This is a genomic window from Bradyrhizobium sp. JYMT SZCCT0180 (assembly GCF_018130165.1).
In the GTDB taxonomy this organism is placed as follows: Bacteria; Pseudomonadota; Alphaproteobacteria; order Rhizobiales; family Xanthobacteraceae; genus Bradyrhizobium.
Genome location: NZ_JAFCLZ010000022.1, coordinates 51,004 through 71,995, shown reverse-complemented (window position 1 = coordinate 71,995; position 20,992 = coordinate 51,004). Strand labels below are relative to the sequence as shown.

Here is a 20,992-nt window from a genome sequence, read left to right as displayed (position 1 = left end):
CAAGGTGACCCACCGAATAGATTTCAAGCACAATCAACATCGACCCCAACCCTTTTTTGAGAAACTTTTATTCCAGCATGACTCCGAAACAATCCAACACTTCCACGAAGAAGAGCCTTCTCAAATTGGCCGCCGATCACAATGGCTATCAGCGCCCTGTAGTTTGACAAAGGTTTGGATCAGCTATCCAACCCTCCAGTGGATCGGTATCACGGGGAGCCCCATAACCGTGCTCCCTCATCGTAAACGCCCAAGCTGCTTGGACTGCACATAAGAGAGCATCCAATTGGTCGGCACTGGGATCTTCTGCCAAGGATCTTGGTGCCTCAACCTGCAGACCGTATCTTGCTTCGATCTCACCACCCAGAATGCGATCAAGCAAAGAGCCGCGGACTTGGTACTGCTTTTCAGTCTGTTTTCTTACGCTGTCATTCTTATATCCGTCGCGCCCGACAATGTGCCTTGCCAGTATGCCTGGATAGGCTTCGACCACTATTCTGGCCGGATCGCCCATGCAAAGCACGGGGATCGCGACACCTGATTGGAGCAGCCGAGGCGCGCCCTCAAGAAACATTAATCCGACTGGTACGCCGTAAAGCTTCTGGGGACTAATCGAGGAGGCCGCGATGTCTGTAGCGCGCCGATGCTCTTTATCACCAAATGAACGCTCCCTACGGTAACTGTCTAGCGCGTCACGAAAGCCCTCGCGGCCAAGAGAGCCAGCATGCGCAACATATTCTGGCCAAGTGCTAGGCCAACCGATATTTTCGATGAATTTGCGCGATTGCCCAAAAGGGAAGTCGATGCCTGCAATCCACGGACCCGGTCTTTGAAGCGCGAGCTCAAATTGATCAAATTCTGTCCATTGTTCAAGACGATCCGCGCGAAGCACCCGTTTCTCTAACATGCAATGCATGCAGACGATTGGCTTCTTGCGTGTTGGACGCGATGTGAGATCGATTCCCATGACCCTCATTTCACTTCGGAATCTCCTTCCTCTTTGGCAATGGTCGCGCGTGGCGTGGCTAGATTTTGCCCGTGGCCATCAGCTCGTCGGCGAACTGACCGACAAGCTCGTTGAGTTTCTCTCTTTCCTTCGAGAGGCCGCGCATAAGCAATGCGGCACGTGCTGCCGAGAAGCTTCTCGCACTTCTGTTCTTGTCAAGTGAGGTAATCGCGCTTAGCCGCTTATAGAAGCCATCAAGAAAGTCGTATCTTGAAAAGGCGAGTATTTGGCGCCGGTGTGAGAGCATCATGAAGACAAGAGCGTCGAGCCGCAAATTGGAATGGCGCACAGCTCGTTGTATCCAAGCATCAAACCGATCTTCCGAAAAAGACTTCGCTTGCCCTTGCCATATGTCCAAGAAATCTTCCTTGAGCATATAAGCTGCGTAGAGCTCAGGCTGCAGCATCTTTTCCCAGACTTGCAGGTGCCGTCGCGCGATCTTCTTCATCGAGCTCCGCCTCCTGAAGAACACTGCCCGGACGGATCGCCACGTGTGTCTATCGGGATATTTCTGGTCAAGCAGCGGTTCGCACAAGCCCCAGATTCGATGAACCACTTCGCGCTCTAGCGAGGCTCTGCTTATCAGGCGTTCGACCTGAGGTCCGAAAGCCTCATCAAGGAGGCGGGGCGTCCCCTCGTTTCCTGGAAAAAGGGATAAGTCGGCGACCACCATTGGGTGCTCATGCTGACGCAAGTAGTCGCTCGCGAATGCTGGCAGCCGCGTTTGCATGTCCTGTGATGAAACGTAGACCTCAAACACAAATTCCCCTCTCGCATCGATGATTGCAGGTCGCTTGCATCCCGCAAGATCGATCAGCTCGATCGCGATCGCGTCCGACAGCAGCCCGACATCCGCGCCCAACTTTTTTTCTGTTTCGCGAAAGGCACGACGCGCGACCTTCGGATTGATCGACGTCTGCTTTGCGACGGCGGTGAACCCTCGCTCGGCGGCCTCCTTCCCGACCCACTCGACGAACCGAACCGTCATATCGCGGCGTCGATCGAATGCGGCGTGCTGGTCATGGGACGATCGATGGCAGAGGGAGCAGACGAACTTTTGCCTGAGCCAATCGATGACGACCGCTTGTCCGCAGGCGGTGGGAATGTCGCGAAAACGTACGATGCGGGTGCCGTTCTTGGTGCGCGGTCCACCGCAATGCGGGCAGGCCAGGTCGATGGGGCTCGTAGATCGCAGTTTCACGACCATGAGTCCGGCCGCGCCAGCTTCATCCAAACTGACCACCTCGGTGCCGGCGGGGGCGCTGAACTGCCAAGTCATGTGAAGGTCATCACCAAGTTCGATCAGGCGGTTCAATCCGTTAACCAATAATCGCCTTCTACCAGTCGCCAAGGTCTAAAGTAAGCCCCTAACTTGACGGGCAGGAGCCATCCGCGATAGGATACCAGTCACCAAGGTCCAATTAGAAATATTAGATAGAGAGGCGGGAAGATGCGAAATGATCTCCAGATTCGCAGAATCATCGGAGGGCGGGCCTACGACACGGAGACCGCGCAATTCGTGCACGTCCTCTGCAACAACGGCGGCCACGTCGCACTGGATTTCCACGCCGAATACACGGCGCTGTACCGGACCCGCCGCGGGGCGTTTTTCGTCGCCGGGGAGAGCGGCGCTTGCGGTCGCTGGAAGCATTTTCGGAACGGCGGCTACGGCCCCGGTTGCGGCATCGAGGTGATCGGCGACACCGAAGCTCGCCGGCTTCTTGAGCAGGCGAACGGCCCGGTCGAGACATTTTTCGACGTGGTCGAAGGCTGAGGGATCACGTCACCCACTCCAGCCGACACTGGCCGAACGATTATCCGACCGCAGGCCACGCGAACGCCTCGCGCGCCGGTCTACCAGAATTCCCGGAGACGAGAGATGACCCGCAAATATATGCCTTTGCTGCGCGAGGCGACACACGCCGCGCTCATGGCCGAGAACCTCGCGGTTCCGATGCGCGGACGCAACGCTCCGTTACCTGATGAAGTGAGCGAGATCCGCTACCTGGCGCTGGGGGAGCCGGCGGCGAAGATCGAGTTGCACCTCGACAATCAGCGCAACAGTATGCCGTGGGAACGCCACTGGATTTGCGATCCGACCCACCCAAACTCAGTCAAGGTCATCGCCTTCGTCTACCGCAGCGTGGCCGAGAGCGCGATTTCCATGTACGCGGAATTCGGCGTGCCCACCATCGAAGTGACGGAGAGCGATCTTCCCTTTCTGGTCGAGGATTTCCACCAAATTCTTCTCGCGGCGGAAGACAGAGATCCGGTCCTGCTCGTGGTCGGATTGAGGCTGGGCCTCGTTCAAGAATGGCTGCGTCGGCACCGCCATGACGAGATCGTTCAATGCCTCAAGGATCCGAAATCGGCACGTCACGCCTGCTGGCTCCTCAACGAACGCGACAAGCTCTTCGGGCGCAAGGTCGTCGCCGACATCAACGAACTGGCCTGGTCCCTTCGGGTGACGGAGTGGGACATCCTCCAGTGCAAGGCGGTGCATCCTGACGGCAACGCCATCTTCTTCGAAGGCGAGTGGAGGTTCATGCCGCTCACCAACTTCTGGCGCCGCTACTGCAACCCCGCGCTGTCTCCGCACCGCGACCTCCCGGACATCTGGCGCTTGGAGCTAAAGCTGGCCAATCGCCCCAGGGAGGAAGTCGTTCTCAGCGACGACGACGACGAGGACCTGGCCGTTTTCATCTAGGAATCCGACGTCACCGATCCTCGGCTGCAAATACCTGATTTGCGGATGACAGCACCGCCGACGCCAACCTAGGAGTCACAATGACCATCAAGACTGCTCTCGAAGTGAAGTCCATCATGCCGGTGTCCTGGATGGGGCCGGATGTGTTCCACGTGACGTCGACCGGCGACGTCGCCGTGCTGATGCGGCTCGACCATCAGGGGTGGCATGCCTGCTCGTCGAGGGAAGAGGTCTTCGACGGTGGCGCCATCGTTGCGGGCGGCCGCGCGGATATGCTTGAAGCGGCTGCAAAGGCACTCGCGACGGCGGGTGTTCCAGCGACGCTGCTTCGGCTGCAGGAGGAACGCCGGGCCGCACGCATGCACGCCGCCAAGAGCTGGACCTGGTACATCGCGCGCGGCGCGAGCGGCAAGGGCGCCGTGGGGACGGAATCGACCGGGGAGCGGCTCATCGTCGATCTGGCTGCCACCCTCCTGCCCTGCGGCAAGCCGGCGCTTGAGCTGCTTGATCGCTTCTCCAACTCCGAGATCGAGGCCATCAGGGACGCCATGAAGGCGATGGGGCCTGACGGCTGGTACTGGCCGGTGGTGGCCGGGCGACGTCACGACGAAGCGCCGGCACCGTAGAGCATGACCGGTTCTGATTGGATCAGGACGGGTCATGCTCTCCGCGCCTACGACGCCTCTCCTCGCCGAGACCAGCCGACCCCATTGGTAACCCTCCGGTCAGCGACAATGTCTAGCGCGGCGCCTTGCACCGCCGGCAAGGTTCAACCCGATTCAGACCTCACTCGTTATCGCGACCGGGCTTGTCGCGCCGACGACGCCCCAAGGCGCGAGCACGTTCGACGTTGCCGCAACGCGGACGACGCAATGCCGTAATGCTGATGATCCCCTCGCGTTTCCGGCCATAGGCGGCGCCGGCGTAGTGGGACTGGGTGCTATCGGTCCCCTGCCCTGCGGCCGCCGCAACGTCTTCACCGCCGCCCAGCGTCTTCTTGAAATCAGCGATGAGCTGATGCCGGAAGACGTAAGGCGTCAGCATGACGTTGCCGAGTTCCGGCAAGGCCCGCTTCCCGATCTTCGCCATCGCCTTGCGGACGGCATTCTTGGACTTGGTGCAGATCACGATGGTGTCGCCGGCGGCCTTACAGCGCGCGGCCAGATAGCGGGCCGGCTCTCCGTAAGCCACGGGATCGACCCGGATCTCCGTCAGGCCCGTTCCAAACAAGCCTTCTTGCGACTTGACCGGCGCGAAGGTGATGGACAGGCAGCGCTCCGTACGGAGGGTGAGAACCACTCCGGGGGACCAGCCATGCGGACGATCGCCCGGCACCGTCTCTTCGGGACGCATCGGCGCCACCACGTGTACTGCGATCACGTCGCGATGGATGAGGTCCTTGGTTTTGACGACTTCGTTCCAGAAGCGAATGTCCCAGGCCGGATCATCCTTCAGCAGTTCGAGCACGCTTTCCTTGCTGTCCTGGCCGCGCTCGCGCGTCGCGTTGGACGAGGTATGCCAGCGCGAAGGCGGCCGTTCGAAGGGTAGGACGCCCTCCGGCGCCGGCGGCTCCAGCAACAGGATCGGCGCCAGGCGTTCGACCCCCTGCCGCAGCCGCAAAATCCACCGGCGTGCCGCCATCTCGTCGCCGCGCCTGACCGCCGACAGATATTCGATTGCGCTACCCAACAGAAACTCCCGCGCGCCGAAGTACAATGACGCGCGGCGGTGGTAGTAGGTGTCGAGCGCGATGTCGTCCTGCAGCGGATCGAGGCCGTTCGAGTTCCACATCCGCAGAAACTCGTCCCGGTGGATTTGCGCCGTTTCGTCGTTGACGTGTCGCGCTGGAATGAGTTCGTACAGGGCTTCGGCCCGTTTCAGCACGTCTTCGCTATCCATCATCACTGCCACCTTGTTATTGTCGGCCCACTTTTGCGCACTTGTCGGCCCAACTTGTCGGCCCGTCTTGTCAGCCTGCAATCTGCTCACGGCTTCGGCGCCGACGGCGGTTCCTCGAGCACAGCCACGATCGCCTTCAAGAGCAGCGCCTGCACTGTGGTGTCGCGCGCGGCCGCTACGATCTTCAGCTCGCGCCGAAGCTCGGGCGTGACGCGGACCAGAATCCCGCAACGTTCGGCCTCGGCATCGCTGGCGGCCGCGCCGGTCCCGAAGCCTTCGTCCGAAGCATGATCGAGGGTGGCGGCGAGCGCCGCGCTCAAAGTTTCGTTAGGCGACTTCATGGATGGGTCCCTCCAGTTTCAGGTCGTTGCGAACGGCATTCCAGAGCGAGCCGAATTCTTGTGCCGCGAGGCCTTCCGGCTCGGTCTCGACAACGGTTGCGCCGCGCACCGTGGCGTAGGGCACGGTCACGCGATGGGTGATCTGGCGCCGCCAAAGGCGCGAGCCGATGTCGGCCAAGGCCTCGCGCGCCTGCCGTACCATCGGCGGCTCGCCGAGCTCACGGAGCGGCGGCGCGGCGTTTAGGATGACGGCGAAGCTGCTGTTTGCGGAGTTGAGGATCGGGACGAGCATCCGCGTGACCTTGAGATCGAACAGGGTCGGCCTCATCGTCACCAGCACGAGATCGGCGAGACGCGCGACATTGGGCACGTGGCGCCAGTCCGGCGGCATGTCGACGAAGAGGATCTCGATGCCGGCGCGCCGCGCAGCCTCGATCGCGTCCGCGAGCGCCTCGACGACGCAGCGAACCACCGGAACGTCGCCGTTGGCGCGCACGCACTTCCACGCATAGCTGGATGCTTGCGGATCGGCGTCGATGATGGCGCTCCTTCGACCCGACAGGCAGGCCATCACGGCGAGGTTGGTTGCGACCGTGGATTTTCCGGCGCCGCCCTTGCCGACGCAGGCGACGATGGAAAGCTGGGAGCCTGACCTGAGCGGCATCGCTCCGGGCGCAGCTGCGGACTGAAGTTGAATTGCTGACAAGCTAGCTCTCCTTCGATTTGGGGCGCCGGCCCCGCGTACGGCGGCGCTTGGCCATTGCGTCGAAATCCAGCCCGCGGAAAATGTCCCAGTCGATTCCCTCCTGCAGCGGCAGGCTGGCAAGGTACTGGCACTGTTTGGCCGTGAGCGCGCGGAAACCGTACTTGTCGTGCACGTCACCGAGCTCGTGTCCGGACTGCAACCGCCGGGCACGACCCTCAACGTCCGCATCGCGCATCTCGTCGATCGCATCACCGCGCAATGAGTGGAACACCTCGCCGCCTTTGGCGCCGCAGCGCTTGAGGATGTTCTGCATGGTCTTGCTCATGTACTTCGACGGATCGGGATGCTCGTGCGCTGCCTCGAAGATGAAACCGCTGCGCGATCGCATCCACGTGATGAAGCCGATCTCATCCAGGTAATTGTGCAGCACGTAGAAGGTCATCGACTCGGACGTTTTGATCGGAACGCGCCGCCATTCCTTCTTTCCCGTCGTCCCGTTCACGACCTCGACGATGCCGTCGGTCTGCGCGATCCAGACGCCGTGCTTCTCGCGGATGTCGGAGCCCTGCAGATAGGCGAGCAGGCCGAGGCGCCGCGAGGTGAGCTTGCCCAGCAGCGGGAACATCGCCTCGTCCAGAATGCCGGACCTGACGCCATCGTGGAAGAGACGGTTGACGACCGCAACCGAGACGCCCTCGCGCGGCTTCGACGGCAGATAGGCCTTGGGATAGGAGAGCTTCGCGCCGGCGAATGGATCGTGATAATTGTAATCCAGCATGGCATGGCGCATCATCGTCTTGACGTTGGCGACGTAGCCGTCGGTCATGGTCTTCTTCGCCATCGCCGGGGCGATCGTAAAGTCCTTGTTGGCCTCGAGAATCTGATGCGTCGACATTCCGGCGACGTCCGAGCGCTTGCTCACGTTCGAGGGGAAGTGCTGCATCTTGTTGACGAAGGCCTGCAGGTCGCGCGGAAAGTATTTGTCCGGCGCGCGGTCACCGATCAGGTCGAGGAATACCTGGCGGCGCAGGATCAGTCTCGGGATCTCGTCGTGATCCTCGCCGTCTCGCGCAACGCGCATATCGATGTAGCTTTGCGATATCTCGCCGAAGAGCGGCAGCACGCGATCGGGCTCCGTCTTCTGCCGCACCGCCGGCGAGGCGGGGCCGCATGCCGCCTGGACGGTGGGCCCGACCTGCTCGACTGCGGCGAGCGCCGCGCGCGCCTTTTCCGGCGCGGAGGCGAGCTTCAGGACGTCGTTCAGCGCGGCGCGCGTCAAGCATTCCGCGTTTTCGGTCACGGCGGCCGCCCCCGCCTCACCCTTGGCAACCTCCCGTTCGACGAGCTGCAGCGAGGTCAGTGCCGATTCGATGCCCCGCGCCAGGCCGATCGCCTGCGACGGATTTTCGAGCGCACGCGTGATGGCATTCTGGCACGCAGCAATCGTGTGCCTGACCAGGTCGTTCTCTCTGTCGCCGAAGTTCAACGTGTTCATCGATGTCCCCTTCCAGATATCGGCCGCGAAGCTGCAGATGGTCTGGCAGAGGCTCGCAAGCTGTACCGCCAGGCGTTTGGCCTCGCCGCGGCGGCGCGGACCCAACGTGGCCCGGACCATAGGGGCGGACCCTGCAAGACGGGATCCGGCCGAAGTACCGTTTCCGAAGAATTGCGGGGAAAGCCGCAACTGAAAGCGCCAGCCGGAGGGGTCGCCGGTCAGATAACGCGGCGGCCGCGGCCCCGCGGGTTGCCGGTCGCGGCGTCTTTTCGCTGGTACTTTTGCTGGTACAGACCTTGGTACAGTCACGCGCCTCGCCTCTGCTTGGGGCGTCGAACTGCGCGAAACACGGGCCTAGGGGGCCCTTGGACTGCTAATTGGGGTGCGGGCTAATTGGCGGAGAGGGAGGGATTCGAACCCCCGATAGGCTTGCACCTATGCCGCATTTCGAGTGCGGTGCATTCGACCACTCTGCCACCTCTCCAGGCGCCAATTTGGGGGTGATTCCTCGAGGCCCCGCGGTCGGGGCGAGTTCTAGGCGAGGACGGCGGGCCAGACAAGGCGCGGGGGCAAGATTTTCGCTGACACCCAGGCGCACCCAGGACCTGAAAAAAGGAGCTGAAAAATGGAGCATTTGACGATTCGTGCCAATGGTGCGGCGTTCCATGTCGCCCGCGCCGGGAAAGGACAGCCGCTGTTATTGCTGCATGGCTGGCCCGAATTCTGGCTGACCTGGGAGCCTGTCATGGCGCGGCTCGCCGATCGCTTCACGCTTTATGCGCCCGACTTGCGCGGTTTCGGCGACAGCGACAAGCCCAACGGGCCGCACGGTCCCGATCAGCACGCCGCCGATATGCTGGCGCTGATGGACGCGCTCGGCCTCGATCAGGCCGGCATTGTCGGCCACGATGTCGGCGGCGGGCTGATGCAGCCGATGGCGCGCGCCGCGCCGGAACGCATCGCCGGATTGTTCTTCTTCGATTTTCTCTATCCCGGCATCGGGCGGCGGATGGCGGAGCCGGACCGGCTGAACCACATCTGGTACCAGTCGCTCAACCAGCTGGAGATCGCACCAATACTGATCGGCGCCAGCCGCGAGAGCTGCCGCGCCTATATCGGCTATTTCCTGAAACACTGGAGCCATCGCGCCCGCGCGTTCGACGACGTGCTCGAAGCGTTCGTCGATAATTTCCTCAAAGACGGCAACCTCGCAGGCGGCTTTGCGTACTACCGCGGCGCGCATGCCGGGCGGATCCGCATGCTGAAGGGCGAGGCGCCCAGGCTGGCGCCGATCGATCTGCCGACCTGCGTTCGCTGGGCCGAACACGACCCGCTGTTTCCCTACGCCTGGACCGATCGGCTCGGCGAGACCTTTTCAAATCTCGATCTTGCGATGTTTGAAGGCGTCGGTCACTTCGCGCATCGCGAGGATCCCGATCGCGCGGCATCCGAGATCGCGGCGTTCTTTCAGCGGATCGGCTGGTAATGACTCTTTTTTTGACGCGTTTTCTTCACGCGAACCGGTACCCACTTCGCTCGAAAACGCTATGAGTGGAAACCGAGATAAAGGTGGGGCCGCCAGACGCGACAAAACACTGACGGCCCCGTGCCGCTACTTTGAAATTCTGGCCGGGAAGTGCGGCTTCGCCGGTCAGCTGGAGCGACGATTTGACGGTAGCGGCGCGCGCGGAAAGGGCAACGCGATCCCGGTTTTAACCTAACCAGTCAACCTTACCGCGCGCCGGCGGAACTCTCATCGCGCGCAGCACTGGATACGCGAAGATCGCTCCGGCCCCTTGTTTTCAGGGGTTTTGCGCGATGTGCGCCGGCATTAACCGAACTCGAACGCGCCCGTTAATCTTTACCCTTCTTTGCTTTCTTGTCGTCCTTGTCGCTGTCGCCCTTGTCTTTGGCCTTTTCGCCCTTGCCGTTTTCTTTCCTGCGATTGGTGAAACGCGCATTGCCGAGACCGGTACCGATGGTCAGCACGCCCCATCGCTCGACATCCTGCATGTAAGGGACCTCGGAAAGCCCCTGCACGACGCCGTCATTATGCATCAACACCGCCGTGTCGTGATCGCCGATCATCGGTATCGCCTCCACGAGACTTGCCGGCAGGTTGAATTTGCTGCTCTCCCAATTACCCGGCAGGTTCTGCGCGCCTTTTTCGATCGAGCCATCCCCGTTGATCACGCCGGGACAGGCGATGCCGATGAAAGGCGCCAGCTTGTGGCCCTCTGTTTCAGCCTCGGTGATCAGATCCTTCAACATCTTGACCAGCCGTTTCACGGCGCCCTCGCGCGTCGGCTCGTCATCGGCATGACGCCACAGTTCGGACTTCCACACCTCGGCCTTCGAAAGATCGGGCGCCTTCTTCCAGCGCGTCTCGACCACGCCGCAGCGGATGTTGGTGCCGCCGATATCCACGCTCAGGATGCTGTCATAGCCCTCGAAAATCCATGACGGCGCCAGGTGCAGCGCGCCGATCAGGCCGGCGTCATCCGGATGAAAACGGATCGGCACCAGTTCGACGTCATGCTCCTCGGCCTTGAGGAGAATCGCGGTGCGGGCGATCGCGAGTTCGCCGACCCGACTTTGCCGGAATCCGCCGCCGACCACGATGCGCTCGGTATCGGCCCAGGCCTTGGTCTTGAGGAAGCGCCCGGTCACATAGGCCAGCTCCTGCGCGAATTCCTCGATCGCGCCATGCACCAGCGCGGCGGCAGCGACATCGTCGCCCACCAGCGCCTCGTCGAGGTCACCCTTGGCGATCTCGTCGGTGGATTTTTTCCCGAGCGGATCGTCGCCGTTTTTCTGCAGCGGCTTGCGCAGCGTATCCAGTATCTTGCGAAACGCGCCCTTGCTGGCGCGGTCGCCGAGGAACCCGTCATCGTCCTTCAGCTCGATATTAAAACTGTCGACCTCGACGGACGGTAGACGGCCTGCGCCGTGGCGGGCGATGCCCGTTGTCGTGACTGTGTCTTCTGCCATTTTTGCCCTTGCCCAACCGGATTTCGGTTACACAACGGGCGGGGAACCCATTGGTTTCACTGGGCGGGTGGCCAATGGCTGATGGCGAGCAGCGAACAGGCTGCCCTGTTCGCCGTTTCCTGACCCAAATCCTTCATTTGGCCCGGTTTTTCGGCTCCTTTGCCTTGACTCGGGGCTGCCAGCGGCTATAAGTCCCGGCATCCGGCGCGGGATTTCTCGCGCCGCTTGTTTTTGCGCGAATTTGAGGGTTTACGCCCCGACCGTGCGAAAATCGTACCCATAACGACTGACCAAAAAGCCGACCCGGACATGACCCTGTGGGGACGACGTCCGAGGCCGGGATCGAACACGAAGGAATAAAACGATGTTCGCAGTCATCAAAACCGGCGGCCGGCAATACCGGGTCGTTCCGAATGATGTACTCGAGATAGGCAAGATCGCCGGCGAAGTCGGCACGATCGTGCAACTTGGCGAAGTTCTGGTGCTCGGCGGTGACACGCCGGTGCTGGGCATGCCCACGGTTGCCGGCGCCTCGGTCGCGGCAGAAGTGCTGGACCACAAGCGCGGCGCCAAGGTGATCGCGTTCAAGAAGCGCCGCCGCAAGAATTCGCGCCGCAAGCGCGGTTATCGCGACGAGCTCACGGTGCTTCGCATCACCGAGATCCTGGCCGATAACGCCAAGCCTTCGATCGGCCCGCGGCCGAAGAAGGAAAAGGTTGTCGCGGCGCCCGCCGAGGGCGACGAGGCACCGGCGGCCAAGAAGGCGCCCGCGAAAAAGGCTCCGGCCAAGAAGGCCGCAGCCAAGAAGTGATATCAGCGCATCCAGATTTGATGCGTGACAAAGCGTGAAATGATTCCGTCAAGGAATTGATCCAGATTACGGCGAAGTTGGAGACGGGCCATGGCTCACAAAAAAGCAGGCGGTTCATCGCGGAACGGACGTGATTCAGCGGGCAAGCGCCTTGGCATCAAGGCGTATGGCGGCGAGCACGTGATCCCCGGCAACATTATCGCGCGTCAGCGCGGCACCACCTGGCATCCCGGCCTTAATGTGGGCATGGGCACCGACCATACTCTGTTCGCCAAGATCGAAGGTCACGTCGAGTTCCGTGCAAAAGGCAATGGCCGCACTTTCGTATCGGTTGTTCCGATGGCGGAGGCGGCCGAATAGACGGTGGACAACATGAGTCCGCCGGGTCCTGTTGAACCGGCGGAGTCAAAAAGGGCTCCAAGGGGAGGCGGGAAACCGGCCTCCCTTTTTGTTTGCGTAAGTTTTCGCATTTCAGGAGCCCGACATGTTGCAGGATATTCCGACCCCGACATTGCGTGAAGCGAGTCCATGCGTCCTCGAGACCGAGCGGCTGACCTTGCGCCGGCCGACGCTCGCGGACGTAAAAGCAATTGCCTACCTCGCCAACGATCGCCGCATTGCGGAGAACACCCGCCGCCTGCCGCATCCGTACTCAAGGGATCACGCCGTCGAATTCGTGCGCGCGTTGGGCGGCGGCCGCGCGACCGTGTTCCTGATCGAGAACAACCACTCGCCGCTCGGCATGGTCGGCATCGATTGGCGCGAGCAGGATGCGCCGGAACTCGGCTATTGGCTTGGCGTCGAGCATTGGGGCCAGGGCTTTGGTACCGAAGCTGCGCGCGCGGTGATCGATTTCCACTTCGAGGAGTTCGATGCCGAGCACCTGATATCAGGCGCCCGCGTCGCCAACCCCTCCTCGCGCAACATCCTGGAGAAATGCGGCTTCCAGTGGAGCGGCGTCGAACTGCACCGCTTCGAGGCGCTGGGATCGTCGACCCCGGTCGATTGTTTTCGGCTGTCGCGCAGTGTGTGGTCGTCGCTGAAGAACTGGGGCACTTCGACGCGGCGGGAGCGGTAGCTCGTTTCTTTGTCGTCCCGGCCTTGAGCCGGGACCCATACGCCGCGGCCTCTCGATCTGCGAAAGCTGTTCAACGACTTTGGTGTCGACCACAGGCGCCTGTGGTTATGGGTCCCGGCTCAAGGCCGGGACGACAACGAGGCTACGCCGGCGGATTAACCACCGTCTCCTCGCGCCCCAGCTTCTGCTCGCGCAGGAAGATGTAAAGTCCGGCGCCGATGATGATCGCGGCACCCACGATGGTCGCCGGTGACGGCACGTCTCCCCACACCACGAAGCCGAAAATCACCGCCCACACGATCATCGAATATTGATAGGGCACCACGACGCTGGCCGGCGCCAGCTTCAGCGAACGGTTGATGCACAGCAGCGCGCACACCGAAATCACCCCCGCGGCGGCAAACATGCCGAGGCTGCCGAGCGTCGGCGTTACCCAACCAACCGGCGACATCACCGCGCCGAGCAGGAACGTGCCGCCAAACTGCGTCGTGGTCAGTACGATGTCCGGCGTCGCCCGCAGCGAGCGCGTGATCAGCATCAGCAACGCGAATGAAAAGCTGCCGCCGAGCGCGATCATCGCGGGCCAGCTCACGGTCTGCGCCGACGGCCGCAGCGCGATCAATACGCCGACGAAGCCGATCAGAATCGCACTCCAGCGCCGCCAGCCGACGCGCTCGCCCAGTACCAGCCCCGACAGCGCCGTGACGAAAATCGGCGCCGCCAGATAATAGGTGATGACGTCGGCGAGCGGCAGATAGACGGTCGCGATAAAGAAGGCGGCAACTTCCAGCGTGGAGAGCGTCACCCGGAGCAATTGCAGCCAGGGCCGTTCCAGGCGCGTGAATTCGGCGCGCTGCCTCCAGATGATCGGCAGCAGCACCAGCAGCGCCGCGCAGGCCCGCAGCCACAGCAATTGCCCGACCGAATAGGTCGCGACCATGAACTTGCCGAGCGCGTCGCCGAACGAAAACATGAAGATCGACAGCAGCATCAGTCCGATGCCGGCCAACCGCGCCGAACGCTCGTCATAGGTGGATGGTTTTGCGAAGAGGCTCATCGATGAATTCGGCGTTTCCCGACATGGCCGGACTTGCTCCGGCCACCGACGTCTTTTTGTTGCTGCGATGTTTTAAAGACGTAGACGCCGGTGATGTCCAGAGCATCGGCGGTACACCTCGGGTGCCCGGATACAAAATCGCGAAAACAACCCCATGCAAAGATAGAATGGAGCCCGGTTCGGGACTGTCGAACCGAACCAATTGTCGCAGCCCGACCTCTGCGCTACCGGTATTCCTGCAATCATCCCATTCCGCAGGAACCCGCCATGACCGACTTCGACCCCGCACAGCATCGTATGGTGCCTGAACAGCGCTGGTTCGAGGATTTCAAACTCGGCGAGCGTTTCGTGATCCCGAGCCGGACCCAGACCTCGGCCGTGTTCGCCGCGTTCCAGACCGCGAGCGGCGATACCCACCCGATCCACTACGATGTCGAATATTGCCGCGCCCGCGGCATGCCGGACCTGCTGGCGCATGGTTTCCAGACCCTGGTCCACACCGCGCCGGGCGCCGGGCTGTTTCCTTACATTGTCGAGGAATCGCTGATCGGATTTCTCGAGCAGTCGAGCCGCTTCCTCAAGCCGGTCTATGCCGGCGATACCATCTATCCCGCGCTTGAAGTGACCGAATTGGTCCCCGGCCGCAGCACCGGCGTGGTGACGCTGCGCTCGACCGTGTTCAACCAGCGCAAGGAACTGGTGCTGGAGGGAATGCAGAAATTTCTGATCCGCAAGCGACCAACCTGATCGCACCGTCTCATTCGATCGCCGCGGGCCCCGATATGCGCTGGTTGGAGCGATAAGCCGTTTGGGAGGCCGAAATATCGCCCAAGGCGGCAAAAAGTCCCGAAAATTAAGGCTTTTCGGCAATGTTTGACGGCTTAAGGGTTGCCGCAGCGGCCCCCCTGCCTTACCTAGAACCTATTCTGCACCGATTGATCGGAACGAGGCTCCAGCGCTCGTTTTGACGCGTTTGCCGCAGATAAGTCTACGCAATCTGCGTAAACTTGATTGCATCGCGATCCGCTGCGCAATTCGCTCGAAACGCCATAGAAGCCATCATGAAATTTCTTGACGAAGCAAAGGTCTATATCCGCTCCGGCGACGGCGGCAACGGCTGCGTGGCGTTCCGCCGCGAGAAGTTCATCGAGTTTGGTGGCCCCTCCGGCGGCAATGGCGGCCGTGGCGGCGACGTCGTCATCGAAGTGGTCGATGGTCTGAACACGCTGATCGACTATCGCTATCAGCAGCACTTCAAGGCGCAGAAGGGCACCAACGGCATGGGCAAGGACCGCCATGGCGCCAACGGCAAGTCGATCGTGCTCAAGGTGCCGGTCGGCACGCAGATCTTCGATGAGGATCGCGAAACGCTGATCCACGACTTCACCACGCTCGGCGAAAAGTTCGTGCTGGCCGAAGGCGGCAATGGCGGCTTCGGCAACGCGCATTTCAAATCCTCCACCAACCGCGCGCCGCGCAACGCCAATCCCGGCCAGGAAGGCGAGGAACGCTGGATCTGGCTGCGGCTGAAACTGATCGCGGACGCCGGCCTCGTCGGCCTGCCCAACGCCGGCAAGTCGACCTTCCTCTCCGTCGTCAGCGCGGCAAAGCCGAAGATCGCGGACTATCCCTTCACCACATTGCATCCGCAGCTCGGCGTCGTGAATGCGCAGGGCCGTGAATTCGTGCTGGCGGATATTCCGGGCCTGATCGAGGGCGCGCATGAAGGCGCCGGCCTCGGCGACCGGTTTCTGGGCCATGTCGAGCGCTGCCGCGTGCTGCTGCATCTGATCGATGCGACCTGCGAACATGCCGGCAAGGCCTACAAGACGGTCCGCACCGAGCTCGATGCCTATGAGGGACATCTCGCCGAGAAGATCGAAATCGTCGCGCTCAACAAGATCGATGCCGTGACGCCGGACGAACTGAAGAAGCAAAAGGACCGGTTGAAGCGCGCGGCGAAGAAGACGCCGCTGCTGATCTCGGCGGTGACCGGCGAAGGCATGCCGGAAGCGCTGAAGGCGCTGGTCGAGGTGATCGGCGAAGCCCCGGTTTCGCTGAAGGCCAAGGGCGGCGCGGCACAGGCCGAGCCCTGGACCCCGGCGACGCCGCAGAGCTGAAGTTTCCGGCACAAGGCGGTTTGCAATCGGCCGTTCGATATTGCAGCATCGGACGATTGAAATCGTACCCTGTGTGAAGCATGCCGCAGCCGAAAAACGTCCTCTGGATCATGTGCGATCAGCTTCGCTATGATTATCTGGGCTGTACCGGCCATCCGACGCTGACGACGCCGAACATCGATGCGATGGCGAAACGCGGCGTGCGCTTTTCAAAAGCCTATGTGCAGTCACCGATCTGCGGCCCCTCGCGGATGTCGTTCTACACCGGCCGCTACATGCGCTCGCACGGCTCGCACTGGAACGGCTGGCCGCTGCGGGTGGGCGAGCCCACGCTCGGCGATCACCTGAACAAGATCGGCGTCCGCAACGTGCTGGTCGGCAAGACCCACATGGCGCCTGACATCGAAGGCCTGAAGGCGCTCGGGATCGCGCCGGATTCCATCATCGGCGTGCATGTGTCGGAATGCGGCTTCGAGCCCTACGAGCGCGACGACGGCCTGCATCCCGATAACCGGCCCCGCCCGCGTTACGACAATTATCTGCGCGAACAGGGATACGAGGCCGCCAACCCCTGGGAGCATTGGGCCAATTCAGGTGCTGATGACGACGGCGCGCTGCAGAACGGCTGGCTTTTGGTGCACGCCGACAAGGCGGCGCGCGTCCCGGAAGAGCATTCCGAAACGCCTTACATGACGCGCCGCGCGATGGATTTTATCACAGAAGCCGAAGCGGACGGACGTCCCTGGTGCCTGCATCTATCGTACATCAAGCCGCATTGGCCCTATATCGCGCCCGAACCCTACGCCAGCATGTACAGCGCCGCTGACATACTGCCCGCGGTGCGCTCGGAGAAGGAGCGCCAGGAAGCCCATCCGGTGTTCGCCGCCTACATGGACATGCGCTACTCCCGCAACATGGCGCGCGACGAGGCCCGGGAAAAAGTCATCCCGACCTATATGGGCCTGATCAAACAGATCGACGACCAGATGGGCGTCTTGATGCAGTTCCTGGAGAGCCGCGGCCTGCTCGACACCACGATGATCGTGTTCACCTCGGACCATGGCGACTATCTCGGCGACCACTGGATGGGCGAGAAGGATCTGTTCCACGATCAATCCGCCAAAATTCCGCTGATCGTGATCGATCCGTCGCGCGAGGCCGACGCGACGCGCGGCACCGTGTGCGACGCGTTGGTCGAAGCGATCGATCTGGCGCCGACCTTCATCGAGTATTTCGGCGGCAAGGCGCCGGATCATATTCTCGAAGGCCGCTCCCTGATGCCGCTGCTGCACGGCGCAGCGCCCGCCGATTGGCGCAAGGTGGTATTTTCAGAATATGACTACTGCATGCAGGACGTTCGGCTGAAGCTGAACCAGCCGATCGAGCAATGCCGCCTGTTCATGGCGTTCGACGGCCGCTGGAAATACGTCCAGGCCTCAGGCTTCCGCCCGATGCTGTACGACCTCGAAAGCGACCCACAGGAATTCGCCGATCGCGGCGAGGACCCCGCATGCGCTGCCGTGATCGCGCGGCTGCAAGCGGCGCTGTTCGACTGGGCGCTGCATCCCAAAATGCACATCACCACGCCCAACGCGAAGATCGCCGCCTACGCGGAGAACCAGCTTCAGGTCAAGAACGGCGTCCTGATCGGCATCTGGGATGAAGCGGAATTGGCCGCGATCCGCAAGCGGATTGCAACGCAGTAGCGCCGGGAGGCTCTCCCATGCATGTCCTCGCTGTCCTGCTTATCGCGCTCGTGACTGCACTGCCCGCCTTCGCCCAGATCGCCCCGACCGAGACGGAAGTGCGCGCCTATAGTGGCCTGCATGCCGCGGCTGCCCGCGGCGACATCGCCAAAATCGAAAAACGCATCGCCACAGGTGAAGCCAAGGAAGCGGTCGACAGCCGGCAGCGAACGCCGCTGCACGTTGCCGTCTACCTGAAAAAGCACGATGCCGCCCGCGCCCTGATCCGGCTCGGCGCCGATCCCAATAAGCTTGAAGCCGACCGTTACGACATCATCACGATCGCGGCAGTTGCCAACGATGTGCCGATGCTTCGAATCGCGATCGAAGGCGGGGGCAACGCAAAGGCCGTCACCAGCCGCTACGACGGCACGGCCCTGATCGCGGCAGCTCATCTTGGCCATGCTGAAGTGGTGCGAATGCTGATCGCCGCCAAGGCGCCGCTGGATCACGTCAACAATCTGAAATGGACCGCGCTGATCGAATCCATCGTGCTTGGCGACGGCGGCAAAAACCACACCGAGACGCTGCGCGCCCTGGTCGAGGCCGGCGCCGACGTGAACATTCCGGACGGCAGTGGCGCGACACCGCTCAAGCTCGCGAAAGGTCGCGGCTATCGCGAGATGGTGGCCATCCTGGAAAGGGCCGGAGCGAAGTGAGGGGCAGTCCTGAACGAATCCTGAGGCCGATATCCGTGCGCCAGCCTCTAATTCGTGATCTTGTAACCCGTCGCCTTCACGATCGGCTGCCAGAATGCAGTGTCAGCCGCGAGCGCCCTGGTCAGATCCTCCGGGGTCGAACCGACCGGAATCAGCGAGACGGCGTTGAGCTTCTCCTTGACGTCAGGTTTTGCCAGCACTTCCGCCGCGGCGGCGCTCAGCTTCTTGGCGAAATCCGGCGAACTGCCTGCCGGCAGCCACATGCCGTACCAGCCGTCAGCCACCAGATCGACGCCGGCCTCCTTCAGGTTCGGCACATCAGGCAGGAAGGGCGAGCGCGCCGGGCCGCTCACCGCCACGATGCGGATGCCGCCGGCCCGATGCTGCGTGATGGTGTCCGAAAGCGTCGTGACGGCGAATGGGATGTGCCCGCCGACGAGATCGGTGATGATCGGCGCCGAGCCGCGATACGCCACACGCGTCATGGAAAGGCCGAGCGCCTTTTCGAGCTGCCATCCCGTGAAATGCGGAATGGTACCGCTCGACGGCACGCCGTAACTGGCTTTCGAGGGATTGGCCTTGATCCAGGCCACCAATTGCTTGAAGTCCGTCACGCCGATCGAGGGGCTCACCACGACAACGAATTCGAAGCGGGCAATCTGTGAGACCGGGATGAAATCCTTCGCGGAGTCGTAGCTCGGCTGGTTCTCCACCATCGGCAGCAGGTACATGGTCGGGCCAGTGGTGACCAGGACGGTGGTGGTGTCGGGAGCGGCGCCCTTCACGGCCCGTATGCCGATCAGCCCATCGCCGCCGGTACGGTTCTCGACGATGACGCTGCGGTCGATCAGCGGCGGAAGATATTGCGCCAGCTGGCGGCACAACATGTCGCCGCTGCCACCGGCCGCGAACGGGAAGATGATCCTCGTCAGGGGACCGGACTGGGCAAACGCCTCACCGGCACCAGCTGCCAACGACCATCCGATGCTTCCCGCCAAAAAACTGCGACGATCCATGACCTTTCCCCCGCAAGATTTGCCCCATTACACCAGACTGCGGCCACCATTGAAACATAGCTCATACGGTGCCGGGTCGCTTGCACCGGCCCCCGTCCTGCTGCAAAACAGCCTCCTTCCACAGCATTCGAAGACCTGATCCATGGCCCGCCCCGCGCTCAAGAATTTTCGCCGTATCGTCGTCAAGGTCGGCTCGTCGCTGCTGATCGATTCAGACGCCGGCGAGGTGCGCTCGTCCTGGCTATCAGCGCTGGCCGCCGATATCGCCAAGCTGCATGGCGAGGGCCGCGACGTGCTGGTGGTCTCGTCGGGCTCGATTGCGCTCGGACGCAGCCGCCTCAAGCTGCCGCGCGGGCCGTTAAAACTGGAGGAAAGCCAGGGCGCGGCGGCGGTCGGACAGATCGCGCTGGCGCGGATCTGGTCGGAAGTGCTCGGCGATCACGGCATCGGGGCCGGCCAGATCCTGGTGACGCTGCAGGACACCGAGGAGCGCCGGCGCTACCTCAATGCCCGCTCGACCATCGCCAAACTGCTGGAATGGCGCGCGGTGCCCGTGATTAATGAGAACGACACCGTCGCCACCAACGAAATCCGCTACGGCGACAATGACCGCCTCGCCGCGCGCGTCGCCACCATGGCGAGCGCCGATCTCTTGATCCTGCTGTCCGATATCGACGGCCTCTACGACGCACCGCCCGGCGCCAATCCCAATGCCAAACTGGTTCCGGTCGTCGAATCCGTCACCTCGGAAATCGAGGCGATGGCGGGGGCTGCCGGATCCGAGCTGTCGCGCGGCGGCATGTACACCAAGATCGAAGCGGCGAAGATCGCAACCACCGCCGGGACGCACATGCTGATCGCCTCGGGCAAGATCGAGCATCCGCTGCAGGCCATCGCCGACGGCGGCCGCTGCACCTGGTTCCTGACGCCGGCCAATCCCGTCACCGCGCGAAAGCGCTGGATCGCGGGATCGCTGGAGCCCAAGGGCACGCTGACCATCGACGCCGGTGCGGTCACTGCACTGCGCGCCGGAAAAAGCCTGCTGCCGGCCGGCGTGATCCGGATCGACGGCCAGTTCGCCCGCGGCGACGCCGTGGTGGTGCGGGGCCCGGATACCCATGAGATCGGCCGCGGGCTTGTGGCCTATGACGCCGAGGACGCCGACAAGATCAAAGGCCGCTCCTCTCCTGATGTGATGGCCATTCTGGGCATCAGCGGCCGGGCCGAGATGATCCACCGCGATGATTTGGTGGTGGGGCCTGCCGGGGCCATTCCGGCCAAATAGGCCAGTGGCCGACTTCTCCGCCCCTCCCCGGCCACCAGCCATGCCGGTTCCGCACCTCGCAAAAGCGGGATTTCCG

The 20,992-nt window shown here is 62.4% G+C and carries 21 protein-coding genes and 1 tRNA gene; 12 read left to right on the top strand and 10 right to left on the bottom strand.

The annotated features are described in order from the left end of the window. Positions 1-148: 148 nt before the first annotated feature. Both JQ641_RS28725 and JQ641_RS28720 read right to left on the bottom strand, forming a co-directional pair. Positions 149-967 carry a DUF429 domain-containing protein gene (locus tag JQ641_RS28725; RefSeq protein WP_249150785.1) on the bottom strand — a complete coding sequence of 273 codons (819 nt, stop codon included), beginning with the start codon at positions 965-967 and terminating at the stop codon, positions 149-151. A gap of 58 nt (positions 968-1,025) precedes the next feature. Continuing rightward, positions 1,026-2,321 (bottom strand): transposase, encoded by a 1,296-nt coding sequence (locus JQ641_RS28720; RefSeq protein ID WP_211999231.1) that lies wholly within the window; start codon positions 2,319-2,321, stop codon positions 1,026-1,028. A 135-nt stretch (positions 2,322-2,456) separates the two neighbouring features. Between JQ641_RS28720 and JQ641_RS28715 the strand changes: the two genes are divergently transcribed. The 3 genes from JQ641_RS28715 to JQ641_RS28705 all read left to right on the top strand — a co-directional run bounded on the left by JQ641_RS28715 (position 2,457) and on the right by JQ641_RS28705 (position 4,339). Beyond that, on the top strand, positions 2,457-2,780 hold the full coding sequence (locus tag JQ641_RS28715) for a hypothetical protein (RefSeq protein WP_211999230.1): 324 nt from the start codon (positions 2,457-2,459) through the stop codon (positions 2,778-2,780). Between the two features lie 105 nt (positions 2,781-2,885). Further along, the gene (locus JQ641_RS28710; RefSeq protein ID WP_211999229.1) at positions 2,886-3,713 is read left to right on the top strand and encodes a hypothetical protein; all 828 of its coding nucleotides are present in this window, start codon (positions 2,886-2,888) and stop codon (positions 3,711-3,713) included. Between the two features lie 80 nt (positions 3,714-3,793). After that, entirely contained in the window at positions 3,794-4,339 is a 546-nt protein-coding gene (locus tag JQ641_RS28705) for a hypothetical protein (protein ID WP_211999228.1), read from the top strand. A 160-nt stretch (positions 4,340-4,499) separates the two neighbouring features. On the opposite strand, the gene JQ641_RS28700 is transcribed toward JQ641_RS28705, so the two are convergent. From JQ641_RS28700 to JQ641_RS28680, 5 genes are all read right to left on the bottom strand, one after another. Beyond that, the gene (locus JQ641_RS28700) at positions 4,500-5,693 is read right to left on the bottom strand and encodes a hypothetical protein (protein ID WP_211999227.1); all 1,194 of its coding nucleotides are present in this window, start codon (positions 5,691-5,693) and stop codon (positions 4,500-4,502) included. A gap of 5 nt (positions 5,694-5,698) precedes the next feature. Beyond that, positions 5,699-5,953, bottom strand: coding sequence for a ribbon-helix-helix domain-containing protein (locus tag JQ641_RS28695; RefSeq protein WP_211999226.1), 255 nt, complete (start codon positions 5,951-5,953; stop codon positions 5,699-5,701). Beyond that, positions 5,940-6,659, bottom strand: coding sequence for a nucleotide-binding protein (locus JQ641_RS28690; RefSeq protein WP_211999225.1), 720 nt, complete (start codon positions 6,657-6,659; stop codon positions 5,940-5,942). The genes JQ641_RS28695 and JQ641_RS28690 overlap by 14 nt, the downstream gene beginning before the upstream one ends. Before the next feature lies 1 nt (position 6,660). Beyond that, on the bottom strand, positions 6,661-8,274 hold the full coding sequence (locus JQ641_RS28685; RefSeq protein WP_211999224.1) for a site-specific integrase: 1,614 nt from the start codon (positions 8,272-8,274) through the stop codon (positions 6,661-6,663). 274 nt (positions 8,275-8,548) lie between these two features. Then, positions 8,549-8,638 (bottom strand) — tRNA-Ser (locus JQ641_RS28680). A gap of 141 nt (positions 8,639-8,779) precedes the next feature. Here JQ641_RS28680 and JQ641_RS28675 point away from each other — a divergent pair. After that, positions 8,780-9,640: an alpha/beta fold hydrolase gene (locus JQ641_RS28675; protein ID WP_211999223.1), complete on the top strand. Its 861-nt coding sequence runs from the start codon at positions 8,780-8,782 to the stop codon at positions 9,638-9,640. A 368-nt stretch (positions 9,641-10,008) separates the two neighbouring features. Here the strand turns inward: JQ641_RS28675 and JQ641_RS28670 are convergent, their stop codons facing one another. Next, positions 10,009-11,145 (bottom strand): ROK family protein, encoded by a 1,137-nt coding sequence (locus tag JQ641_RS28670; RefSeq protein WP_211999222.1) that lies wholly within the window; start codon positions 11,143-11,145, stop codon positions 10,009-10,011. A gap of 364 nt (positions 11,146-11,509) precedes the next feature. On the opposite strand from JQ641_RS28670, the gene rplU reads away from it, so the two are divergent. The 3 genes from rplU to JQ641_RS28655 all read left to right on the top strand — a co-directional run bounded on the left by rplU (position 11,510) and on the right by JQ641_RS28655 (position 13,034). Then, entirely contained in the window at positions 11,510-11,956 is a 447-nt protein-coding gene (gene rplU, locus JQ641_RS28665; RefSeq protein ID WP_211999221.1) for a 50S ribosomal protein L21, read from the top strand. 90 nt (positions 11,957-12,046) lie between these two features. Further along, a complete protein-coding gene (gene rpmA, locus JQ641_RS28660; RefSeq protein ID WP_192739055.1) occupies positions 12,047-12,316 on the top strand; it encodes a 50S ribosomal protein L27 in 270 nt (89 codons plus the stop codon). Between the two features lie 124 nt (positions 12,317-12,440). Further along, positions 12,441-13,034: a GNAT family N-acetyltransferase gene (locus tag JQ641_RS28655; RefSeq protein WP_211999220.1), complete on the top strand. Its 594-nt coding sequence runs from the start codon at positions 12,441-12,443 to the stop codon at positions 13,032-13,034. Positions 13,035-13,176: 142 nt separating this feature from the next. Here JQ641_RS28655 and JQ641_RS28650 read toward each other — a convergent pair whose 3' ends face one another. Next, positions 13,177-14,091, bottom strand: coding sequence for a DMT family transporter (locus tag JQ641_RS28650; RefSeq protein WP_211999219.1), 915 nt, complete (start codon positions 14,089-14,091; stop codon positions 13,177-13,179). A 267-nt stretch (positions 14,092-14,358) separates the two neighbouring features. On the opposite strand from JQ641_RS28650, the gene JQ641_RS28645 reads away from it, so the two are divergent. The 4 genes from JQ641_RS28645 (at position 14,359) to JQ641_RS28630 (ending at position 18,615) form a co-directional block, all read left to right on the top strand. After that, positions 14,359-14,838 (top strand): MaoC family dehydratase, encoded by a 480-nt coding sequence (locus tag JQ641_RS28645; protein WP_192739052.1) that lies wholly within the window; start codon positions 14,359-14,361, stop codon positions 14,836-14,838. A gap of 314 nt (positions 14,839-15,152) precedes the next feature. After that, positions 15,153-16,211, top strand: coding sequence for a GTPase ObgE (obgE, locus tag JQ641_RS28640; protein ID WP_192739051.1), 1,059 nt, complete (start codon positions 15,153-15,155; stop codon positions 16,209-16,211). Positions 16,212-16,291: 80 nt separating this feature from the next. Next, positions 16,292-17,917, top strand: coding sequence for an alkaline phosphatase family protein (locus JQ641_RS28635; protein ID WP_211999218.1), 1,626 nt, complete (start codon positions 16,292-16,294; stop codon positions 17,915-17,917). Positions 17,918-17,934: 17 nt separating this feature from the next. Beyond that, positions 17,935-18,615, top strand: a complete 681-nt coding sequence (locus JQ641_RS28630; protein WP_211999217.1) for an ankyrin repeat domain-containing protein — start codon at positions 17,935-17,937, stop codon at positions 18,613-18,615. Between the two features lie 47 nt (positions 18,616-18,662). Here the strand turns inward: JQ641_RS28630 and JQ641_RS28625 are convergent, their stop codons facing one another. After that, positions 18,663-19,631: a Bug family tripartite tricarboxylate transporter substrate binding protein gene (locus JQ641_RS28625; protein WP_211999216.1), complete on the bottom strand. Its 969-nt coding sequence runs from the start codon at positions 19,629-19,631 to the stop codon at positions 18,663-18,665. A 142-nt stretch (positions 19,632-19,773) separates the two neighbouring features. On the opposite strand from JQ641_RS28625, the gene proB reads away from it, so the two are divergent. Beyond that, a complete protein-coding gene (gene proB, locus JQ641_RS28620) occupies positions 19,774-20,916 on the top strand; it encodes a glutamate 5-kinase (RefSeq protein WP_211999215.1) in 1,143 nt (380 codons plus the stop codon). Positions 20,917-20,992: the final 76 nt, after the last annotated feature.

Coding starts and splice junctions, on each gene's coding strand:
- JQ641_RS28725 (WP_249150785.1), bottom strand. CDS start 967: ATGGGAATCGATCTCACATCGCGTCCAACACGCAAGAAGCCAATCGTC.
- JQ641_RS28715 (WP_211999230.1), top strand. CDS start 2,457: ATGCGAAATGATCTCCAGATTCGCAGAATCATCGGAGGGCGGGCCTAC.
- JQ641_RS28710 (WP_211999229.1), top strand. CDS start 2,886: ATGACCCGCAAATATATGCCTTTGCTGCGCGAGGCGACACACGCCGCG.
- JQ641_RS28705 (WP_211999228.1), top strand. CDS start 3,794: ATGACCATCAAGACTGCTCTCGAAGTGAAGTCCATCATGCCGGTGTCC.
- JQ641_RS28695 (WP_211999226.1), bottom strand. CDS start 5,953: ATGAAGTCGCCTAACGAAACTTTGAGCGCGGCGCTCGCCGCCACCCTC.
- JQ641_RS28685 (WP_211999224.1), bottom strand. CDS start 8,274: ATGGTCCGGGCCACGTTGGGTCCGCGCCGCCGCGGCGAGGCCAAACGC.
- JQ641_RS28675 (WP_211999223.1), top strand. CDS start 8,780: ATGGAGCATTTGACGATTCGTGCCAATGGTGCGGCGTTCCATGTCGCC.
- JQ641_RS28670 (WP_211999222.1), bottom strand. CDS start 11,145: ATGGCAGAAGACACAGTCACGACAACGGGCATCGCCCGCCACGGCGCA.
- rplU (WP_211999221.1), top strand. CDS start 11,510: ATGTTCGCAGTCATCAAAACCGGCGGCCGGCAATACCGGGTCGTTCCG.
- rpmA (WP_192739055.1), top strand. CDS start 12,047: ATGGCTCACAAAAAAGCAGGCGGTTCATCGCGGAACGGACGTGATTCA.
- JQ641_RS28655 (WP_211999220.1), top strand. CDS start 12,441: ATGTTGCAGGATATTCCGACCCCGACATTGCGTGAAGCGAGTCCATGC.
- JQ641_RS28650 (WP_211999219.1), bottom strand. CDS start 14,091: ATGAGCCTCTTCGCAAAACCATCCACCTATGACGAGCGTTCGGCGCGG.
- JQ641_RS28645 (WP_192739052.1), top strand. CDS start 14,359: ATGACCGACTTCGACCCCGCACAGCATCGTATGGTGCCTGAACAGCGC.
- obgE (WP_192739051.1), top strand. CDS start 15,153: ATGAAATTTCTTGACGAAGCAAAGGTCTATATCCGCTCCGGCGACGGC.
- JQ641_RS28635 (WP_211999218.1), top strand. CDS start 16,292: ATGCCGCAGCCGAAAAACGTCCTCTGGATCATGTGCGATCAGCTTCGC.
- JQ641_RS28630 (WP_211999217.1), top strand. CDS start 17,935: ATGCATGTCCTCGCTGTCCTGCTTATCGCGCTCGTGACTGCACTGCCC.
- JQ641_RS28625 (WP_211999216.1), bottom strand. CDS start 19,631: ATGGATCGTCGCAGTTTTTTGGCGGGAAGCATCGGATGGTCGTTGGCA.
- proB (WP_211999215.1), top strand. CDS start 19,774: ATGGCCCGCCCCGCGCTCAAGAATTTTCGCCGTATCGTCGTCAAGGTC.